This window comes from Streptomyces sp. NPDC046308 (genome assembly GCF_055588065.1).
The window spans coordinates 600385-617751 of record NZ_JBVJFB010000001.1; the positions used below are offsets into that span (position 1 = coordinate 600385).

At 72.4% G+C, this 17367-nt stretch carries 14 protein-coding genes and 1 pseudogene; 9 read left to right on the top strand and 6 right to left on the bottom strand.

Annotated features, from left to right (window positions below):
• The first annotated feature begins 269 nt into the window (after positions 1 to 269).
• The 3 genes from ACZ6JT_RS02780 to ACZ6JT_RS02790 all read left to right on the top strand — a co-directional run bounded on the left by ACZ6JT_RS02780 (position 270) and on the right by ACZ6JT_RS02790 (position 4552).
• Positions 270 to 1118 (top strand): MIP/aquaporin family protein, encoded by an 849-nt coding sequence (locus ACZ6JT_RS02780; RefSeq protein ID WP_469206464.1) that lies wholly within the window; start codon positions 270 to 272, stop codon positions 1116 to 1118.
• A gap of 110 nt (positions 1119 to 1228) precedes the next feature.
• Positions 1229 to 2746, top strand: coding sequence for a glycerol kinase GlpK (glpK, locus tag ACZ6JT_RS02785; RefSeq protein WP_469206466.1), 1518 nt, complete (start codon positions 1229 to 1231; stop codon positions 2744 to 2746).
• A 93-nt stretch (positions 2747 to 2839) separates the two neighbouring features.
• Entirely contained in the window at positions 2840 to 4552 is a 1713-nt protein-coding gene (locus ACZ6JT_RS02790) for a glycerol-3-phosphate dehydrogenase/oxidase (protein ID WP_469206468.1), read from the top strand.
• A 106-nt stretch (positions 4553 to 4658) separates the two neighbouring features.
• Here ACZ6JT_RS02790 and ACZ6JT_RS02795 read toward each other — a convergent pair.
• Positions 4659 to 4778, bottom strand: a pseudogene (locus ACZ6JT_RS02795) (IS630 family transposase); the annotation flags it as partial.
• A 563-nt stretch (positions 4779 to 5341) separates the two neighbouring features.
• Between ACZ6JT_RS02795 and ACZ6JT_RS02800 the strand changes: the two are divergent.
• Positions 5342 to 7984 carry a hypothetical protein gene (locus ACZ6JT_RS02800; RefSeq protein ID WP_469206470.1) on the top strand — a complete coding sequence of 881 codons (2643 nt, stop codon included), beginning with the start codon at positions 5342 to 5344 and terminating at the stop codon, positions 7982 to 7984.
• Positions 7985 to 8040: 56 nt separating this feature from the next.
• A complete protein-coding gene (locus tag ACZ6JT_RS02805) occupies positions 8041 to 8316 on the top strand; it encodes a hypothetical protein (RefSeq protein ID WP_469206472.1) in 276 nt (91 codons plus the stop codon).
• Positions 8317 to 8425: 109 nt separating this feature from the next.
• Here the strand turns inward: ACZ6JT_RS02805 and ACZ6JT_RS02810 are convergent, their stop codons facing one another.
• The 3 genes from ACZ6JT_RS02810 to ACZ6JT_RS02820 all read right to left on the bottom strand — a co-directional run bounded on the left by ACZ6JT_RS02810 (position 8426) and on the right by ACZ6JT_RS02820 (position 11923).
• On the bottom strand, positions 8426 to 9073 hold the full coding sequence (locus ACZ6JT_RS02810; protein ID WP_469206474.1) for a class I SAM-dependent methyltransferase: 648 nt from the start codon (positions 9071 to 9073) through the stop codon (positions 8426 to 8428).
• Between the two features lie 108 nt (positions 9074 to 9181).
• Positions 9182 to 10000 (bottom strand): TSUP family transporter, encoded by an 819-nt coding sequence (locus tag ACZ6JT_RS02815; RefSeq protein ID WP_469206476.1) that lies wholly within the window; start codon positions 9998 to 10000, stop codon positions 9182 to 9184.
• A gap of 87 nt (positions 10001 to 10087) precedes the next feature.
• Positions 10088 to 11923 carry a glycoside hydrolase family 15 protein gene (locus ACZ6JT_RS02820; protein ID WP_469206478.1) on the bottom strand — a complete coding sequence of 612 codons (1836 nt, stop codon included), beginning with the start codon at positions 11921 to 11923 and terminating at the stop codon, positions 10088 to 10090.
• A gap of 215 nt (positions 11924 to 12138) precedes the next feature.
• Here ACZ6JT_RS02820 and ACZ6JT_RS02825 point away from each other — a divergent pair, with 215 nt between their 5' ends.
• Positions 12139 to 13203: an NAD-dependent epimerase/dehydratase family protein gene (locus ACZ6JT_RS02825; protein ID WP_469206480.1), complete on the top strand. Its 1065-nt coding sequence runs from the start codon at positions 12139 to 12141 to the stop codon at positions 13201 to 13203.
• Between the two features lie 27 nt (positions 13204 to 13230).
• Here the strand turns inward: ACZ6JT_RS02825 and ACZ6JT_RS02830 are convergent, their stop codons facing one another.
• Both ACZ6JT_RS02830 and ACZ6JT_RS02835 read right to left on the bottom strand, forming a co-directional pair.
• The gene (locus tag ACZ6JT_RS02830; RefSeq protein WP_469206482.1) at positions 13231 to 14340 is read right to left on the bottom strand and encodes a sensor histidine kinase; all 1110 of its coding nucleotides are present in this window, start codon (positions 14338 to 14340) and stop codon (positions 13231 to 13233) included.
• Positions 14333 to 15136, bottom strand: coding sequence for a response regulator transcription factor (locus ACZ6JT_RS02835; RefSeq protein ID WP_469206484.1), 804 nt, complete (start codon positions 15134 to 15136; stop codon positions 14333 to 14335). Before ACZ6JT_RS02835 ends, ACZ6JT_RS02830 begins: the two co-directional genes overlap by 8 nt.
• A 124-nt stretch (positions 15137 to 15260) precedes the next feature.
• Between ACZ6JT_RS02835 and ACZ6JT_RS02840 the strand changes: the two genes are divergently transcribed.
• The 3 genes from ACZ6JT_RS02840 to ACZ6JT_RS02850 are packed head-to-tail and all read left to right on the top strand — an operon-like array spanning position 15261 to position 17250.
• Positions 15261 to 15977, top strand: a complete 717-nt coding sequence (locus tag ACZ6JT_RS02840; RefSeq protein ID WP_469206486.1) for a glycosyltransferase family 2 protein — start codon at positions 15261 to 15263, stop codon at positions 15975 to 15977.
• Positions 15974 to 16594 (top strand): TIGR04282 family arsenosugar biosynthesis glycosyltransferase, encoded by a 621-nt coding sequence (locus ACZ6JT_RS02845; protein WP_469206488.1) that lies wholly within the window; start codon positions 15974 to 15976, stop codon positions 16592 to 16594. The genes ACZ6JT_RS02840 and ACZ6JT_RS02845 overlap by 4 nt, the downstream gene beginning before the upstream one ends.
• Positions 16591 to 17250, top strand: coding sequence for a class I SAM-dependent methyltransferase (locus tag ACZ6JT_RS02850; protein WP_469206490.1), 660 nt, complete (start codon positions 16591 to 16593; stop codon positions 17248 to 17250). Before ACZ6JT_RS02845 ends, ACZ6JT_RS02850 begins: the two co-directional genes overlap by 4 nt.
• The last annotated feature ends 117 nt before the right edge of the window (positions 17251 to 17367 follow it).

A 17367-nucleotide genomic window follows, 5' to 3' on the forward strand; every position in this document is an offset into this window, starting at 1 on the left:
CGGTGAGCGTCCGGCGCGTCAGCGAAGGCACGCCCTACGAACAGTGTGCTGCCACGCCACGGACATCCGCGAGAACTGGCGGGGACCCGGGCGACGGCTTCGCGGGAGTGCCGGCTGCGCGGGAGTAACGAGGAACCCCAAGGGGGGACGGGCCGGCGCGGGGCCGGACGGCCCTCGCCTTTCCGGTACGGGCGACCCGTCTTACTCTGAACCCGGGGGACTCGGGGCAGTCGAATGCCGGTCTTCGGACCGGCGGGAAGCGGGCACCCATGAAGGAGCGCCTCAAAGCATCAGGACTGGTCGGCGAACTCTCCGCCGAATTCGCCGGTACCATGATCCTCATTCTGTTCGGCTGTGGCGTCGTGGCCCAAGTGGTCGCAGGCGGAGCCCTGACCGACCCGGCGGGGGGCCTCGGAAACCACGACAGCATCGCGTGGGCCTGGGGTCTCGGTGTCACCTTGGGCGTCTACGTCGCGGCGAGGCTCAGCGGCGCCCACCTCAATCCCGCGGTGACCGTCGCACTGGCCGCCTTCAAGGGCTTCCCGTGGAAGAGGGTGGCCCCGTACGCGCTGGCCCAGCTGGCCGGAGCCTTCGTGGCGGCCCTGATCGTCCGCTGGAACTACACGGAGGCGCTGGCGAAGGCCGACCCCGGCCACACCATCAAGACCCAGGGCGTCTTCTCCACGCTGCCGGCCAACGGGAACCCGAACCTGCCGGTGACCGAGTGGGGCGCACTGCGCGACCAGATCATCGGCACCGCGATCCTCCTGATGCTGATCTTCGCGGTCACGGACCTGCTGGGCACGCCTCCCGGCGCCAACCTGGCACCATTCATCGTCGGCCTGATCGTCGTGGCGATCGGCATGGCCTGGGGCACCAACGCCGGGTACGCGATCAACCCGGCCCGTGACCTCGGCCCCCGGCTGGCCAGCTTCCTCACCGGGTACGGCGGGGCGTGGCGGGATCAGTACGGCAACCTCTACTTCTGGGTGCCGATCATCGGCCCGTTCATCGGCGGCGTGCTGGGAGCGGGTATCTACAAGCTCCTCATCGGCCGGTTCCTGCCGACCGCGGAACCGGAGCCTCCCGGACGCGTACCGGCACCGGACGAGAGCTGATCGCATCCGCGGCGGGCGGGACGGACACGGCACGAAGCCCGTCCCGTCCCGTCCCGCCCCGTCGCGGATGACAGCCCCACACACGGCATCCCAAGAGGAGGCGGCACCCCATGGCTGACTTCGTCGGCGCAGTGGACCAGGGCACCACGAGCACCCGTTTCATGATCTTCGACCACGCCGGCAACGAGGTGGCGCGGCACCAGCTGGAGCACAACCAGATCCTCCCGCGCTCGGGATGGGTCGAACACGACCCGGTGGAGATCTGGGAACGCACCAACTCGGTCATCCAGAACGCCCTCCGGCACGGCAACCTCGACGCCTCCGACCTGGCGGCCGTCGGCATCACCAACCAGCGCGAGACGACCGTCGTCTGGGACCCCCGCACGGGCCGCCCGTACTACAACGCCATCGTCTGGCAGGACACCCGTACCGACTCCATCGCCGCCGCGCTGGAGCGGGGCGGCCAGGGCGACGTCATCCGCCGCAAGGCGGGGCTGCCACCGGCCACGTACTTCTCCGGCGGCAAGATCCAATGGATCCTGGAGAACGTCGACGGCGTGCGCGAGGCCGCCGAGCAGGGCCACGCCCTCTTCGGCAACACCGACTGCTGGGTGCTGTGGAACCTCACCGGCGGACCCGACGGCGGCGTCCACGCCACCGACGTCACCAACGCCAGCCGCACCATGCTCATGGACCTGGAGACCCTCGACTGGGACGACGAGCTCCTGGGCTTCTTCAACATCCCCCGGGCCATGCTGCCCACCATCAACCCGTCCTCCCACCCGGAGGCGTACGGTCGGACCCGCACCTCCCGGCCGCTGCGCGAGGCCATTCCCATCACCGGTGTCCTCGGCGACCAGCAGGCGGCCACCGTCGGGCAGGTCTGCTACGCGCCCGGCGAGGCGAAGAACACGTACGGGACCGGCAACTTCCTGGTGCTCAACACCGGGACGGAACTGGTCCGTTCGCAGCACGGCCTGCTGACCACGGTGGCGTACCAGTTCGGCGACGAACCCGCGGTCTACGCCCTCGAAGGGTCCATCGCGGTCACCGGCTCCGCCGTGCAGTGGCTGCGCGACCAGCTGAAGATCATCGGCGACGCCGCCGAGAGCGAGCGCCTGGCGAAGACCGTCGAGGACAGCGGCGGCATCTACTTCGTGCCCGCCTTCTCCGGCCTGTTCGCCCCGTACTGGCGCTCCGACGCCCGCGGCGCGATCGTCGGCCTGGCCCGCTACCACGACAACGGCCACCTGGCCCGGGCCACGCTGGAGGCCATCTGCTACCAGAGCCGCGACGTCGTGGAAGCCATGGAGCAGGACTCCGGGGTCCACCTCGACGTGCTCAAGGTCGACGGCGGAGTCACGGCCAACGACCTCTGCATGCAGACCCAGGCCGACGTCCTCGGCGTACCGGTCAGCCGTCCCGTGGTCGCCGAGACGACCGCACTCGGCGCCGCGTACGCGGCCGGGCTCGCCACCGGCTTCTGGCGGGACACGGACGAACTGCGCACCCACTGGCAGGAGTCCAAGCGCTGGACCCCCGAGTGGTCGGAGGAACGGCGTGCGGAAGGGTACGAGGGCTGGAAGCGGGCGGTGGAGCGCACGCTCGACTGGGCCAAGGTCGAATAGCGGCCGGACGAGGCCGGACAAGGGCCGGAAGGGGGCCTGAGAGGGACCGGGGAGGGTCCGGCCGCGTTCGCCCACAGCACTGAGGAGGAGACCATGGTCGATCCGGTGGCCCTCTCACCCCGAGCCCGCACGCAGGCCCTCGCCGACATGGGACGGGGCGAACTCGACGTCCTCGTCGTCGGAGGCGGCGTCGTCGGCAGCGGGGCCGCCCTGGACGCCGCCACGCGGGGCCTGAGCGTCGGGCTCGTCGAAGCCCGCGACTGGGCCTCGGGTACGTCCAGCCGCTCCAGCAAACTCATCCACGGCGGCCTGCGCTACCTGGAGATGCTCGACTTCCGCCTCGTCACCGAAGCACTCAAGGAACGGGGCCTCCTGCTCCGGGTCCTCGCCCCCCACCTGGTACGCCCGGTGCCGTTCCTCTACCCCCTGCAACACCGCGTCAGGGAACGCCCGTACGTCGGCAGCGGCGTACTGCTGTACGACGCGCTGGCCCGGGCCTCCGGCACCTCCGGCGGCCTGCCCCTCCACCGCCACCTGAGCAGGCGCCGGGCCCTGCACGAGGCGCCCGCGCTGCGCTCCGACGCCCTGGTGGGCGCCATCCAGTACTGGGACGCCCAGGTGGACGACGCCCGGCACACCCTGTTCCTCGCCCGTACGGCCGCCTCGTACGGGGCGCTGACCGCCAACCGCACGCGCGTCAGCCGCTTCCTGCGCCAGGGCGAGCGCGTGGTCGGCGCCGTCGTCACGGACCTGGAGAGCGGCGACGAGACGGAGGTGCGGGCCAAGCAGGTCATCAACGCGACCGGGGTGTGGACGGACGACACCCAGGCCATGGCCGGCACCCGCGGCCAGTTCCACGTCCGCGCCTCCAAGGGCGTCCACCTGCTCGTCCCCCGTGACCGCATCAACTCCCGTACGGGTCTGATCCTGCGCACCGAGAAGAGCGTGCTGTTCGTCATCCCGTGGGGCCGGCACTGGATCATCGGGACGACCGACACCGACTGGACGCTCGACAAGGCCCACCCGGCCCTCAGCTCCAAGGACGTCACCTACCTGCTGGAACACGTCAACAGCGTGCTGGCCACTCCCCTGGTCCCCGAAGACGTCGAAGGCGTCTACGCCGGTCTGCGTCCGCTGCTGTCCGGCGAGGCGGCGGAGACCAGCAAGCTGTCCCGCGAGCACCTGGTCGCCCATCCGGTGCCGGGGCTCGTCGTGGTGGCGGGCGGCAAGTACACGACGTACCGGGTGATGGCCAAGGACGCGGTCGACGAGGCCGTCCGGGGCCTGGACGAGAAGGTTCCCGACTGCGTCACGCACCGCGTCCCGCTGCTGGGCGCCGATGGCTACCCGGCGCTGTGGAACTCCCGGCGCCGGCTCGCCGAACACTCCGGGCTCCACGTCGCCCGCGTCGAGCACCTGCTGAACCGCTACGGCTCCCTGGCGCCCGAACTCCTCGCCCTGGTGGCGGCCGACCCGGCGCTCGGCGAAGCCCTGCCGAGCTCGGACGACTACCTCAGGGTCGAGGCAGTGTACGCGGTGACCCACGAGGGAGCCCGCCACCTGGAGGACGTCCTCGCCCGGCGCACCCGGATCTCCATCGAGTCCTGGGACCGCGGGGTGGACGCGGCGCCGACGGTGGCCCGGCTGATGGCACCCCACCTGGGATGGGACCGGGCACACGAGGACCGCGAGGTGGACCACTACCTCAAACGCGTGGCGGCCGAGCGCGAGGCCCAACAGCAGCCGGACGACCGCACCGCCGACGCGGTCCGCCTCGGCGCCCCCGACATCATCCCGGTGACCTGAACGACGCACAGGCGACTCGTCCTGTCCCGGTACGCGGTCGTGCCGCCCGTCCAGTGCTCTGACCGCATAGGTTCGCCGGGTTGGTCGCCGTCCGGGATGTGATCCACCGGTTCCCGCCGGCCGCGGCCAGCAGCATCATCGCACGCCGGTAACGCACCGAACTGGTGCTGCCCCGGCGCGCGATCTGCTGCAGCTTCTGTCCTTCCTGATCGGTCAGTCTGCGCATGCAACGAGATCGGTCTGCCCCGGCGCACGCAGGAGTCCGTCGTCGTCGGGGAAGTCTCGCGTACCTGCACAGGGAAACGGGAGCTGAAACGATCGGGCCGGGACGGCAGAGGATAGCGGCGGGCCGGCGACGGCACCTCTACAGTGGCCACTTCCCGGATGGTCCAGCCTTCGTGCTCACCCCGGGCTGCGCCTTTCGCCGGGTCGGAAACGTTTCAGCTTCGTCCCTTCGGGCGGAACCCGAGTCCGGGGTGCGGACGGGCGGCCACACCTGCTGGCACGATGCGTCAGCGAATGATCCCTTGCTCCGCACTCGCCTGGTTGGCGCGCCAGTAGGGGATTCGCGTGCATGCGGGAGGCAGAATGCCGAATTCCACCCCACCATCCTCCACCCCACCTTCCACCAGCCTGGCCGCTCCAGCGGCCGCTCCGCCGTCACTCCGGCGTTGTCTCGGACGGCGCCTGGTCGCGGTTGCCGCGGCGACCGCCCTGCTCCTGCCCGGTCTGTGGCTGATGCCCGGGCTGCCGGCGCCGGCCGCGGCCGCCGACCCACCGCCGCTGGCCATGACTGTCACCGTCAGCCTGGACTGGTTCGAGCGCTTCGAGGTCCCGGACGACGGCATCGACGAGGAAGGCGAGTTCTACCCGGAGGTGAAGATCGGGGACAACGCGCTCCAGACCGGCCGGATCGTCTCCGACGACGCCTTCCACGCCAGCACCATCCCGAACCCGTGGGTCTTCACACAGCAGGTCACACTCTCCGGCAACCAGACCACCTTCCCCGTCGGCATCCAGATCAAAGACGCGGACGGCGGAGCGAACGCCGCGGACGACCGGATGGACATCAGCCCGCAGAACCAGGACATCGACCTCAACCTCACGTACAACGCCCTCAACGACACCTGGACCGGCGACTCGCTCGCGTACGGGTTCACCCCGCCACCCAACCCGCCGTGCACCGACCGCCAGGGGAACCCGCAGGGCCAGGTGTGCGCCATCGGCGACGGCGACCCGAACTTCCCCAACGCCGGTGACGGCAAGCGCGCCGCCGTCGGCGTGACCATCACCACCAGCAAGCACAGCGACGCCGACCAGGACGGCATCGCCGACCGCTACGAGCGCTTCGGCGTGCGCAACCCCGACGGTTCGATGGCCGTCGACCTGCCGTCCCTACAGGCAAACCCGCTGCACAAGGACGTCTTCGTCGAACTCGACTACTCGGCGGGATCACAGCCGTCCCACGAGGCGATCCAGGTCGTCGAGCACGCCTTCGCGGCGGCCCCACTGTCCAACCCCGACGGCGCGGACGGCATCACGCTGCACGTCGACTCCGGCGGCCTGCACGACACGCAGGCCATGGAGGGCCCGCCCGAAGGCACCTGCACCGACGGACTGGACAACGATGGCCTCAATGGTGCGGACGGCGCCGATCCGGACTGCAGGGACCGCGAACTCGGCGTCGAGGACCCCAAGGTGGCCACCTGCAGCAACGGCATCGACGACGACGGCGACGGCAGGCCGGACGCCCGGGACCCGGACTGTGTCGTCGGCGACGACCTGGGGGGCGGCAACCCGATCGCGTTCCCGCTGAACAACTGCGACGACAGGGACTTCGACACGGAGTACTACAACACGAAGGCGCGCAACATGCAGCTGCAGCGTCGGAAGGTGTTCAACTACGTCCTCTACACCACTCGAAGCGCCGGGTGCGCCGCGGGCGGCCTGGGCTCGATTGGCGGGACGGACGTGATCCTCTACCGCGCCGACGCCGGGGGCCTCATGCACGAGCTCGGCCACAACCTCGGGCTCGACCACGCGGGCACGGACGCGAGGCCCAACTGCAAGCCGAACTACGTGAGCGTGATGAACTACTCCATGACCGAGGGCATCCCGCGCGTGGGCGGTGGGCACGTCGTCGACTTCTCCCCGGCCCGGATCACCCTGTTCGGCCGGTCGCCCGGCGACAACCTGCCGGGCCGGTCCCGGGAGGTGCTGCCCGATCTCAAGGAGGACGACCTCCACGAGAGCATCGTGCTCGACCCGCAGGACGGGGTGAACCAGTTCGTCTTCCTGGACGGTGCGGGTGCCGTGCGCACCGTTCCCCTGAACCGGAACCCGGACTGGAACGGCGACAACTGGCCGGGCTTCGGCGACGACGGCGACGCGAAGCAGATCGTCAACATCGACGCGGTTACAGGCCGGCCGGACTGCGCCAACGTGACCACTGACGAGTTGCTCACGGGCCACAACGACTGGGCCCGGGTCAAGGAATTCATGCCGAACCGCCTCACCGGCGGAGCGGCGGCGGCGACCGAGGACCCGCCCCTGCCGACCGCGGAGGAGGCGGCTCGGATCCGCGGACTCCGCAACACCACCGACCTCACCCTGGCAATCACCGACGCACCGGACCCGGTCGCCGCCGGCGAGCGCCTGACCTGGACGGTCGGCGTCACCAACAACGGCCCGAACTCCTCCACGTCCACCCAGATCACCACCGAGCTGCCGGCCGACGTCACCGACCCCACCACCACCGGCCCCTGCCTGGTCTCCGGCCGGACGGTCACCTGCAACCTCAGCGAGGTGCCGCAGGGAACCCACCGGGAATACAGGATCAGCGCTCAGGTCCCGGCCGACCTGGTCTACCGCAACGGCGGCCCGAAGACGATCACGGCCACCTCCACCGTGGCCAACCTCGCCGGCCCGGACGCGCGCCCGGCCGACAACACCACTACCTCCGGCACCAGGGTGATCGCGAAGGCGGACGTACGGATCACCGATGCCCGGGCCACCAGCCCGCTGGAGGTGCTCATCGGCGAGCCCGCCACCGCCTCGCTGGACGTCACCGTCGCCAACGCCGGCCCGTCCAGCCCGATCGACACCTTGTTGACCACCACGGCCGCCGCGGACGCCGGCGTCACCGTCACACCCGCGACGCAGACTGCACAGCAGACGGCGCTGCGCGTGGGCACTCCGCAGAAGGCCACGTACGCGGTGCGGCTCGCGTGCACCTCACCGGGCCTGAAGCAGGTACGCCTGGACTCCCGCCTGGCGCTGAAGAACGCGGAGGACGTCGACCCGGACCCGAGCAACAACACCGCCTCCACCTCGTTCCGGATCGACTGCGTGGTGCCGATCGCGATCAACGTCCGGCCGGGCGGCTTCCCGAACTCCGTCAACCTCACACCGACGCCACCCTGGCCGCGCTGACCACCCGGGTCGGCGAGTACGGCCTGCCGCTGGCCTTCAACGCGACGGCGATCGACGTGTCCCAGACGTACTGGGGCCTGCGGGAGCGGCTGTTCAACACCGCCACCCCCGCCGGCGCCCGGGAGGTCCACGGCAGGGGCCACCCCGGTGACTCCTACGAGCTGGACGAGCGCACCCGCGACGGCGACACCGACAACGTCATGCACTTCAAGCCCAGTGAATCGGGACTGACCCTCGCCTCCACCCGGGCCTGCCTGAAGGGCAAATACCGAGCCGCGGGCGGCCAGGTGTACACGTTCCTGGGCTGCGACTCCGTGAGGGTGGTGAACTGACGCCCGACGCGGAGACCTGAACGTGCCGCAGGGCACGGCCTCCCGCCCACTTGGGCGATCGCCAGCACCCGGTTCCCGCCGGCCCGGTCAGAGCGCCAGGTCGTCTCTTTCAAGATCCGGAAGAGACGACCTGGGGGCGGCGGGCCAGCAAGTGGGCGTCGAGGAAGCCGCGTTCGGAGGCGGGGTCGTGGATCAGCCGGGCGAACGGGACGAGCCCGGCGCCGGCCAGCAGGTCGGCGAACCGGTCCGCCGGCCAGCTGTAGGCGGGCGTCACCTTGTGGTCGAAGCGGACCGGGTCCGGCCCGTCGGTCCCGAAGAACGAGACCAGGAGCAGGCCCCCGGGAGCCAGGACGCGTACCTGCTCGGCGAGGAGCGCGGGCAGCTCCCCGGGCGGGGTGTGGATCATCGAGTAGTGGGCCAGTACGCCGCCCAGCGCGCCGTCGTCCACCGGCAGGGCCTCCATCCGCGCCTCGTCGAACCGCAGTGCGGGATGGGCCCGCCGGGCGTGGTCGACCATGCCCGGGGAGAGGTCCAGCCCGAAGGCGTCCAGGCCCCACTCGTGCAGCAGGGCCGTCAGATGTCCGGGTCCGCACCCGACGTCGGCCGCCCGCAGGTTCCCCGTCCCGCGCACCAGCTCCGCGAAGGTGCCGATCATGGCCCGCGCGAACGGCTGGGTCTCCAGCCGATCGGCGAACAACGACGCGTACAGCTCGACGACCCCGTCATAGGCCGCCCTGGTCTCGTCCTGGTGCTCCACCCCGGAAAAGTAGCCGACTCCCGCGCACGCGCGCAGCCGTTCTCCGGTCCCTGGTGGCGCCCCATGAGCCGGCTCCTCACGCGCCCGCCCATCGCGTGACCGCCACCATCACCACGACCAGCTGAACGTCTCGACCGCGTAGAGTCCGCCGACAGCCGCGGCCAGCGTGCCGAGCAGCAACCGCAGCGCCCTTTCGGGAAGGCGGGGCTGCAGGCGGGCGCCGAGGTAACCGCCGATCAGTCCGCCCAGACCGCAGGCCAGCCCGAGGAACCAGTGGGGAGCGATCTCGCCCGAGTCGGCGAGCGAGAGCAGCGCGTACGTGGCCGCTCCGACGACGGAGGTGGCGAAGGTGGAGGCCAGGGCCGCCGGGGCGACCCTGGCGACCGGCATGCCGCGCCCGACGAGGACCGGGCCGAGGAGCGAGCCGCCGCCGATGCCGTAGATCCCTCCGACCACCCCCACGGCCAGGGCCAGGCCGGTGACCGTACGCGCCGGCGGCCCGCCACCGGGCGGTCTCGGTTCCCGGCCCGGGTCCGGGCCCGTGGGCGGCAGGAGCGTCCGGGCGATCAGCCACACGCCCAGCGGCAGGAGGAACACGGCCACCAGCGCCTTGAAGACGGCCGGACCCGGGATGGCGAACACGCGGATGACCGCGCCGATGACGACCCCCGGCAGGGTCCCGAACACCAACTGCCGGACCAGCGGACCGTGGAGCGCGCCGGTGCGGTGGTGGCGCAGGAGCGCGCCCGGGCCGGCGACGACGTTGTAGAGCAGGTTGGTCGGCGTGAGCGCCGGGCTCGGTACCGCGAACACGCTCAGCTGCACGGGCAGCAGGAAGACGGCTCCCGAGACGCCGACGGGCGCGGTGACGACGGCGATCAGCAGCCCTGCGGCCAGCCCGGCCAGCCCGATCCCCCAGTCCCCCACGGATCAACCGCCTTCGGTCTGATCGCCGAGATCGACGCCAAGTAGCTGACGCCCGGCAGCATACGCCGAGCGTGGAGAACCGCCGCGTCAGCCCAGCGCGCGGTCGAGGTTGAAGGCGGCGCTGATCAGCGAGAGGTGGGTGAAGGCCTGGGGGAAGTTGCCCAGCTGTTCTCCGGTCGGGCCGATCTCCTCCGCGAACAGGCCGACGTGGTTGCCGTAGGTGAGCATCTTCTCGAAGGCGAGCCGGGCCTCCTCCAGCCGGCCCGCGCGGGCCAGCGCCTCCACGTACCAGAAGGAGCAGATCGAGAAGGTGCCCTCGGGGCCGTGCAGGCCGTCCGGACTGGCGGTCGGATCGTAGCGGTACACCAGCGAGTCGGAGACCAGGTCCGTGGAGAGCGCGTCCAGGGTGGAGAGCCACTTGGGGTCGGTGGGCGAGATGAACTTCGCCATCGGCATCATCAGCAGCGAGGCGTCCAGCACGTGGTCGTCCAGTCCCTGGACGAACGCCCCGCGCTCGGCCGACCAGCCGCGCCGCATGATCTGCCGGTAGATCGCGTCCCGGGACTCCCGCCAGCGGGGCAGGTCCGCCGGCAGACCGCGGCGGTTCGCCGTCCGCATCGCCCGCTCCAGTGCCACCCAGCACATCAGCCGCGAGTACACGAAGTTCCGGCGTCCCGCCCTCGTCTCCCACACCCCCTCGTCGGGCTGGTCCCAGTGCTCGCACAGCCAGTCCACCACGGCTCCGACCTCGTCCCAGCGGTCACTGCTGATCGGCTGCCCCCACTTGTCGTAGAGGTAGATCGAGTCGATCAGCGCACCGTAGATGTCCAGCTGGAGCTGGCCGGTGGCGGCGTTGCCCACCCGGACCGGTGCGGAGCCGAGGTAGCCCTCCAGGTGCGGGAGCTCGTATTCGGGGAGGTCGGTGCGCCCGTCGATGCCGTACATGATCTGCAACGGACCGGTCTCCCCCATGCCCCGCAGGATGCCCCGCTCGGAGATGAACCCCATGAACGCCTCGGCCTCCGAGGTGAACCCGAGGCGCAGCATCGCGTAGACGCAGAAGGCGGCGTCGCGGACCCACACGTAGCGGTAGTCCCAGTTGCGCCCGCCGCCGATCTGCTCGGGGAGGCTGGTGGTGGGTGCGGCGACGATCGCACCGGTCGGCGCGTACGTGAGCAGCTTCAGCAGCAGCGCGGAGCGGTTCACCATCTCCCGCCACCGCCCGTGGTAGCGGGAACCGGCGAGCCAGTGGCGCCAGAACCGGACGGTCGCCTCGGCCTGCTCCTGGGCCTCGGCGCGCGGGCAGGACCGGGGCGGGAGGCCGTCGCCGATCTGGTCGAGGGCGAACACGTGGGACTCGCCCTCCAGCAGTTTGAACTGCGACCACACGTCCTGGCCGTCGCTCTCCAGGGGGGTGGTGGAGGTCAGCGCGAGCGTCAGTGACGGGGAGCGGAACACCGCCGTGTGGCCTTCGAGGTGCGTGGTGTGCGCTTCGGCGCCGTAGCCGAAGCGGGGGGCGATCCGGGCCCTGAACGGGAGGGTTCCGCGGACGCAGATCACCCGCCGGATCAGCCGGTGCCGGGCCGCCTCGCGCGAGTCGTCGGCCACGGGCATGAAGTCCTGGATCTCCGCCACGCCGTCCGCGGCGAAGAACCGTGTGATCAGCACGTTCGTGTCGGGGAAGTAGAACTGTCTGGTGCGGCTCGGGACCTCGGCGGCCAGCTCGAAGGACCCGCCCTTGTCGGCGTCGAGGATGGACCCGAAGACGCTGGGCGCGTCGAAGCGCGGGCAGCAGTACCAGTCGATGGTGCCGTTCGTACCGACCAGGGCGGTCGTACGGAGATCGCCGATCAGGCCGTGCTCGGAGATCGGGACGTAGCGGCCGCCGTCGACCTGGTCGAAACCAGCCGTGTCGAACGCCATACCGGCCTCCCTGCCGCTGTGGCCCGGGCCTGGAGATGAAGCCTCGCTCTTCATGCTAGACCGCTGCGCGAGACGGGGTACGGGGAAGCCGCGCCGACGCGCGCGGGCGGACGCGGGGGCGGCGTGCGTTCGGGCCCCGGCCCCCGTATGACGGAAGTCTTACGTGCACGCGTGGGAGGCCCCTCGGGGCTCCCCCGCTGCGTAGCGTCACGGGTATGCGTGTACTCGTCACCGGAGGAGCCGGGTTCATCGGCTCCCACATCGTCACCGCCCTCAGGGACCGCGGGCACGACCCCGTGGTCCTCGACGCCCTGCTGCCCGCCGCCCACCCCGGTACGCCGCCGCTGCCCGACGCGGAGTTCGTCCGGGCCGACGTACGGGACGCCGACGCGGTACGGGCCGCGCTGCGCGGGGTCGACGCCGTGTGTCATCAGGCGGCCATGGTCGGACTCGGCAGGGACTTCGCGGACGCCCCCGAGTACGTCGGCTGCAACGACCTCGGGACGGCCGTGCTGCTGGCGCAGATGGCGGCCGCCGGGGTCCGGGCGCTCGTCCTCGCGGGATCGATGGTGGTCTACGGGGAGGGCCGCTACGTGTGCCCGCGCCACGGGGTGGTGCGCCCCGGCCCCAGGCTGGCGGCGGACCTGGCGGCCGGCCGGTTCGAGCCGCGCTGTCCAGGGTGCGGGGCCGAGCTCGCGCCGGGCCTGGTCGGTGAGGACGCACCGACCGATCCGCGCAACGTGTACGCCACCACGAAGCTCACGCAGGAGCACCTGGCGGCGGCGTGGGCGCGGTGCACGGAGGGCCGGGCGGTCTCGTTGCGCTACCACAACGTGTACGGGCCGGGGATGCCGCGCGACACCCCGTACGCCGGTGTGGCGTCCTTCTTCCGGTCCTCGCTCGCCCGGGGCGAGGCGCCGCGCGTCTTCGAAGACGGCGCGCAGCGCCGGGACTTCGTGCACGTCGCGGACGTGGCCGCGGCCAACGCGGTGGCGCTGGCCGCGGTCGGCGGCAGGCCGGCCGGCACGCTGACCGCGTACAACACCGGCAGCGGGGAACCGCACACCGTCGGGGAGATGGCCACCGAGCTGGCCGCCGCACACGGCGGACCGGCCCCGGTGGTGACCGGGGAGTTCCGCCTCGGCGACGTACGACACATCACCGCCGACTCCACCCGGCTGCGTGAGGACCTGGGCTGGCGTCCGGAGGTGGGCTTCGTCGAGGGGATGGCCGAGTTCGCCCGGGCCGGGCAGCGCGCGTCGGCGGGCAACGTCGGCTGATCCCGCGCCGCCTGACTGCGGTTCGGCCTACGCGGGGGCCGGGAGGGTCAGTTCGAAGCGGCATCCACCGGGCACGTTGTGGACGTCGGCGTGGCCGGAGTGGGCCTCGACGATGCCCCGGACGATCGCCAGCCCCAGACCCGCGCCCGAGGGAGGCGTACGCGCCTGTGACCCCCGCCAGCCCGTGTCGAAGACACGCGGGAGGTCGTCCTCGGGGATCCCGCCGCAGGCGTCGGTGACGGACAGGACGACCGCGCCCGCGCGGCGTTCCGCGGCGATCGCCACCGTCCCGTCGGCCGGGGTGTGGCGGATGGCGTTGACCAGCAGGTTGGACAGGACCCGCGTCATCTCCTTTCCGTCGACCTCCACGGGAAGCGGTGCGACGCTGCCGCCGGCCAGCCGTACGCCGTGTTCCCGGGCGAGGGCGTCCGCGCCGGCGAGCGCGTCGCCGACCAGGTCGTAGAGGGACATGCGGCTGGGGCTGAGGCAGAGGGCTCCCGCGTGGATGCGGGACAGCTCGAACAGGTCGGTGACCATGGAGTTGAGGCGCTCCACCTCGGCGCGCATCTGCTGGTGGTAGCGGGCCGGGTCGGCCACCACGCCGTCCTCGAGCGCCTCCGACATCGCGCGGAGCCCGGCCAGCGGCGTCCGCAGGTCGTGCGAGATCCAGGCCACGAGCTCGCGCCGTGACGTCTCCAGGGCCCGCTCGCGTTCCCGCGAGGCGGCGAGGCGTTCGCTGGTGAGGGCCAGTTCGCGGCTCAGCGCCGCGAGTTCGGCGGGGGCGGGCACGGCGGGAGCCGAGAAGGTGCCCGCCTCGCCGAAGTCGCGTGCTGCTCCGAGGAGTTCTCGGCAGCGCAGCACGACCTGCCGGCCCAGCAGCAGGGCCGTGCCCAGTGACACGGCGGCGGCCATCGCGACGACCGTGGTCACCACGGTGAGGTCGTGGGAGGACAGGAACATCGCCCAGGCCACCGCGAGCGTCCCGGCGAGCATCGCGGACACGGCGACCGCCGCGACGACCGCGAGGGACACGGCGACGCTGCGCCTGCGCAGCATCCGCAGGGCGACGGCGCCGAGCAGTCCTGCGGCCGCCGCGCCGAGGAAGGCGTACAGGGCGATCAGCAGCAGGTCACGCACGGCCGTCCTCCGCCGTCCGGACCCCGGCTACGGACTGGGCGCGTCCGGACGGGTACGGTCCCGCCTCGAAACGGTATCCGGCGCCCCACACCGTCCGGATCAGTTGCGGATCCGCCGGATCCTTCTCGATCTTGCTCCGGAGCCTGCGGACGTGAACGGTCACGGTGGACAGGTCGCCGAAGTCCCAGCCCCACACCTCGCGCATCAGCCGCTCCCGGTCGCAGACCTGCCCGGGGTGCCGCAGGAAGAAGGCGAGGAGGTCGAACTCCCGGAGGGTGAGCGCCAGTTCCGCTCCGTCCCGCGTCGCCCGGCGGGCCGCGGGGTCCACGGTCAGGCCGGCCGCCGCGAGCCGGGGTTCGTCGGCCGCGACGGCCGAGGACACCCTGCGCAGGACCGACCGCACGCGCAGGACGAGCTCGCGCGGGCTGAACGGCTTCGTCACGTAGTCGTCCGCGCCGACCTCGAGGCCCAGGATCCGGTCGTCCTCGTCGCCGCGCGCGGTGAGCATGACCACGGCCACGGAGCGCGTCCCGTTCCCGTTCGCGCGCAGCCGACGGCAGACCTCCAGGCCGTCCATGCCGGGCAGCATCAGGTCCAGGACGACGAGGTCGGGCCGGTGCCGGGCGGCGGCCTCCAGCGCGGCCGGGCCGTCGGCCGCGCGGTGCACGGTGAACCCGGCCCGCTCCAGATAGCCGGCGACGACCTCCGAGACGGTCGGGTCGTCGTCGACGACCAGGACGCGGCCCGTGACGTCGCCGCAGGCGCGGCCGCGGTCGGTTTCGATACTGGATGCCATGCCCCAAGAGTGACATCGTGGCCGCCCCGTGCGGACCCGGGTCTGCCGTCACGCGACGCGGTGTCCGCGTTTCGTAAGGTCTTCGGGCGTCGTTCTTCGCCGTCCGGTTCCTACGGTGTGGAGGGTGACTTCTTCTGCTTGCCGTCCGCCCCGCGCGGACCTCGTACTGCCGTGCCTCGACGAGGCGGAGGCCCTGCCCTGGGTGCTGGCGCGGGTGCCCGCCGGGTGGCGGGCCATCGTCGTCGACAACGGCTCCACCGACGGCTCGGCGGACATCGCCCGCGGTCTCGGCGCCACCGTGGTGCACGAGGCCCGGCGCGGATTCGGTGCCGCCTGCCATGCCGGGCTGCTCGCCGCCCGGGCCGATCTGGTCTGCTTCTGCGACTGCGACGCCTCCATGGACCCCGCGCTGCTCGTGGGCATGGCCGGGCGGGTCGCCGCCGGGGAGGCGGACCTGCTGCTCGGCCGGCGCCGACCGCAGGGACGCGGAGCCTGGCCCGCCCACGCGCGGGCCGGGAACATCGCCCTGGCCCGCATGCTGCGCCGCCGCACCGGTCTGCGGCTGCACGACCTCGGCCCGATGCGGGTGGCGCGCCGCGAGGCGCTGCTCGGCCTGGGGCTGACCGACCGGCGCAGCGGCTACCCGCTCCAGATGGTCGTGCGGGCCGCCGACGCGGGCTGGCGGGTGGCCGAGACGGACGTCCCGTACCTGCCCCGCTCGGGAAGGTCCAAGGTCACCGGGACCTGGCGGGGCACCTGGCACGCCGTACGGGACATGCGCCGGGTACTCGCCGAGCCACCGGACAGGCGACCCGCACCGGCCGAGGGGATCTCCGCATGAGCACCCTGCTCGTCATTGCCAAGGCACCCGTCGCGGGCCGCGTGAAGACCCGTCTGACCCCGGCGTTCACCCCGCAGCAGGCAGCCGACCTGGCGCTCGCCTCGCTCCGGGACACCCTCGCGGCGGTCCTGGCCACGCCGGCCGGGCGCCGGGTGCTGGTCCTCGACGGCCGGCCGGGGCCCTGGATCCCGGACGGCATCGAGGTCGTCCCGCAGGGTGGGGGCGGCCTCGACGCCAGGCTGGCCGCCGCGTTCGCCCTGGCCGGAGGACCGGCCCTGCTGATCGGCATGGACACCCCGCAGGTCACCCCCGGCCTGCTCGCGCTCGGGCTCGACTTCACCGAGGCGGACGCCTGGTTCGGGCCCGCCGACGACGGTGGGTTCTGGGCGCTGGGCCTGGCCGCCCCCGATCCGGCCCTGCTGCACGGCGTCCCCATGTCCGCGGCGCACACCGGTGAGGTGCAGCGGCGGCGACTGACCGATGCCGGGCTGGCCGTACGCGACCTGCCCGAGCTCTGCGACGTGGACACGCCCGCCGACGCGCGGCGGGTCGCGGCGGCCGCACCGCGGACCCGGTTCGCCGCGGTCCATGCCGGCCTGTGCGCGGTGACCCGATGACGGCCCAGCTCACCGAACCGGCGGCCCGTGCCTGGCAGGCCGATCCATACGCCGACGCGCTGCGCGCCGGCCAGGGCCCGCTCTATCTCCGTCGTCACGACGGCTGGCTGCTGCCGCTCGAGGTCGAGCGGTGGTGCGCCGGGCCCGACGCGGCCGACGACACCGTCCTGGCCCGATGTACCGGGCCCGTCCTCGACATCGGCTGCGGCCCGGGACGTCTGGTGGCCGCCCTCGCCGCGCTCGGGCACACGGCACTCGGTGTGGACGTCACACCCGAGGCGGTGGCCCGGACCGTTCGGGCGGGTGGCAGCGCACTGTGCCGGTCGGTGTTCGACCCGCTTCCCCGACCGGGCGGTTGGGGCACGGTCCTGCTCATCGACGGCAACATCGGGATCGGCGGCGACCCCGCCGCCCTGTTGCGCCGCGCCGCCGAACTGACCGCACCCGGCGGCTCCCTGCTGGTGGAGGTGGCCGCGGCCGACGTGGACGAACGCGTCGAGGTGTACGTCGAGGACGGCAACGGCGGCCGCGGGGCGGCCTTCCGGTGGGCTCGGCTCGGCACCCGTGCCCTGTGCGCCGAGGCGAAGGCCGCGCACTGGATCCCGTACGACACCTGGCAGACCGCGGGCCGGCACTTCGTCCACCTCACCCGCTGACGGACGCCGCGCAGCGAACCGGGGGGGGGGGGGGGGGGGGGGGGGGGGGGGGGGGGGTAGGGGGGGGGGGGGGGGGGGGGGGGGGGGGGGGGGGGGGGGGGGGGGGGGGGGGGACCT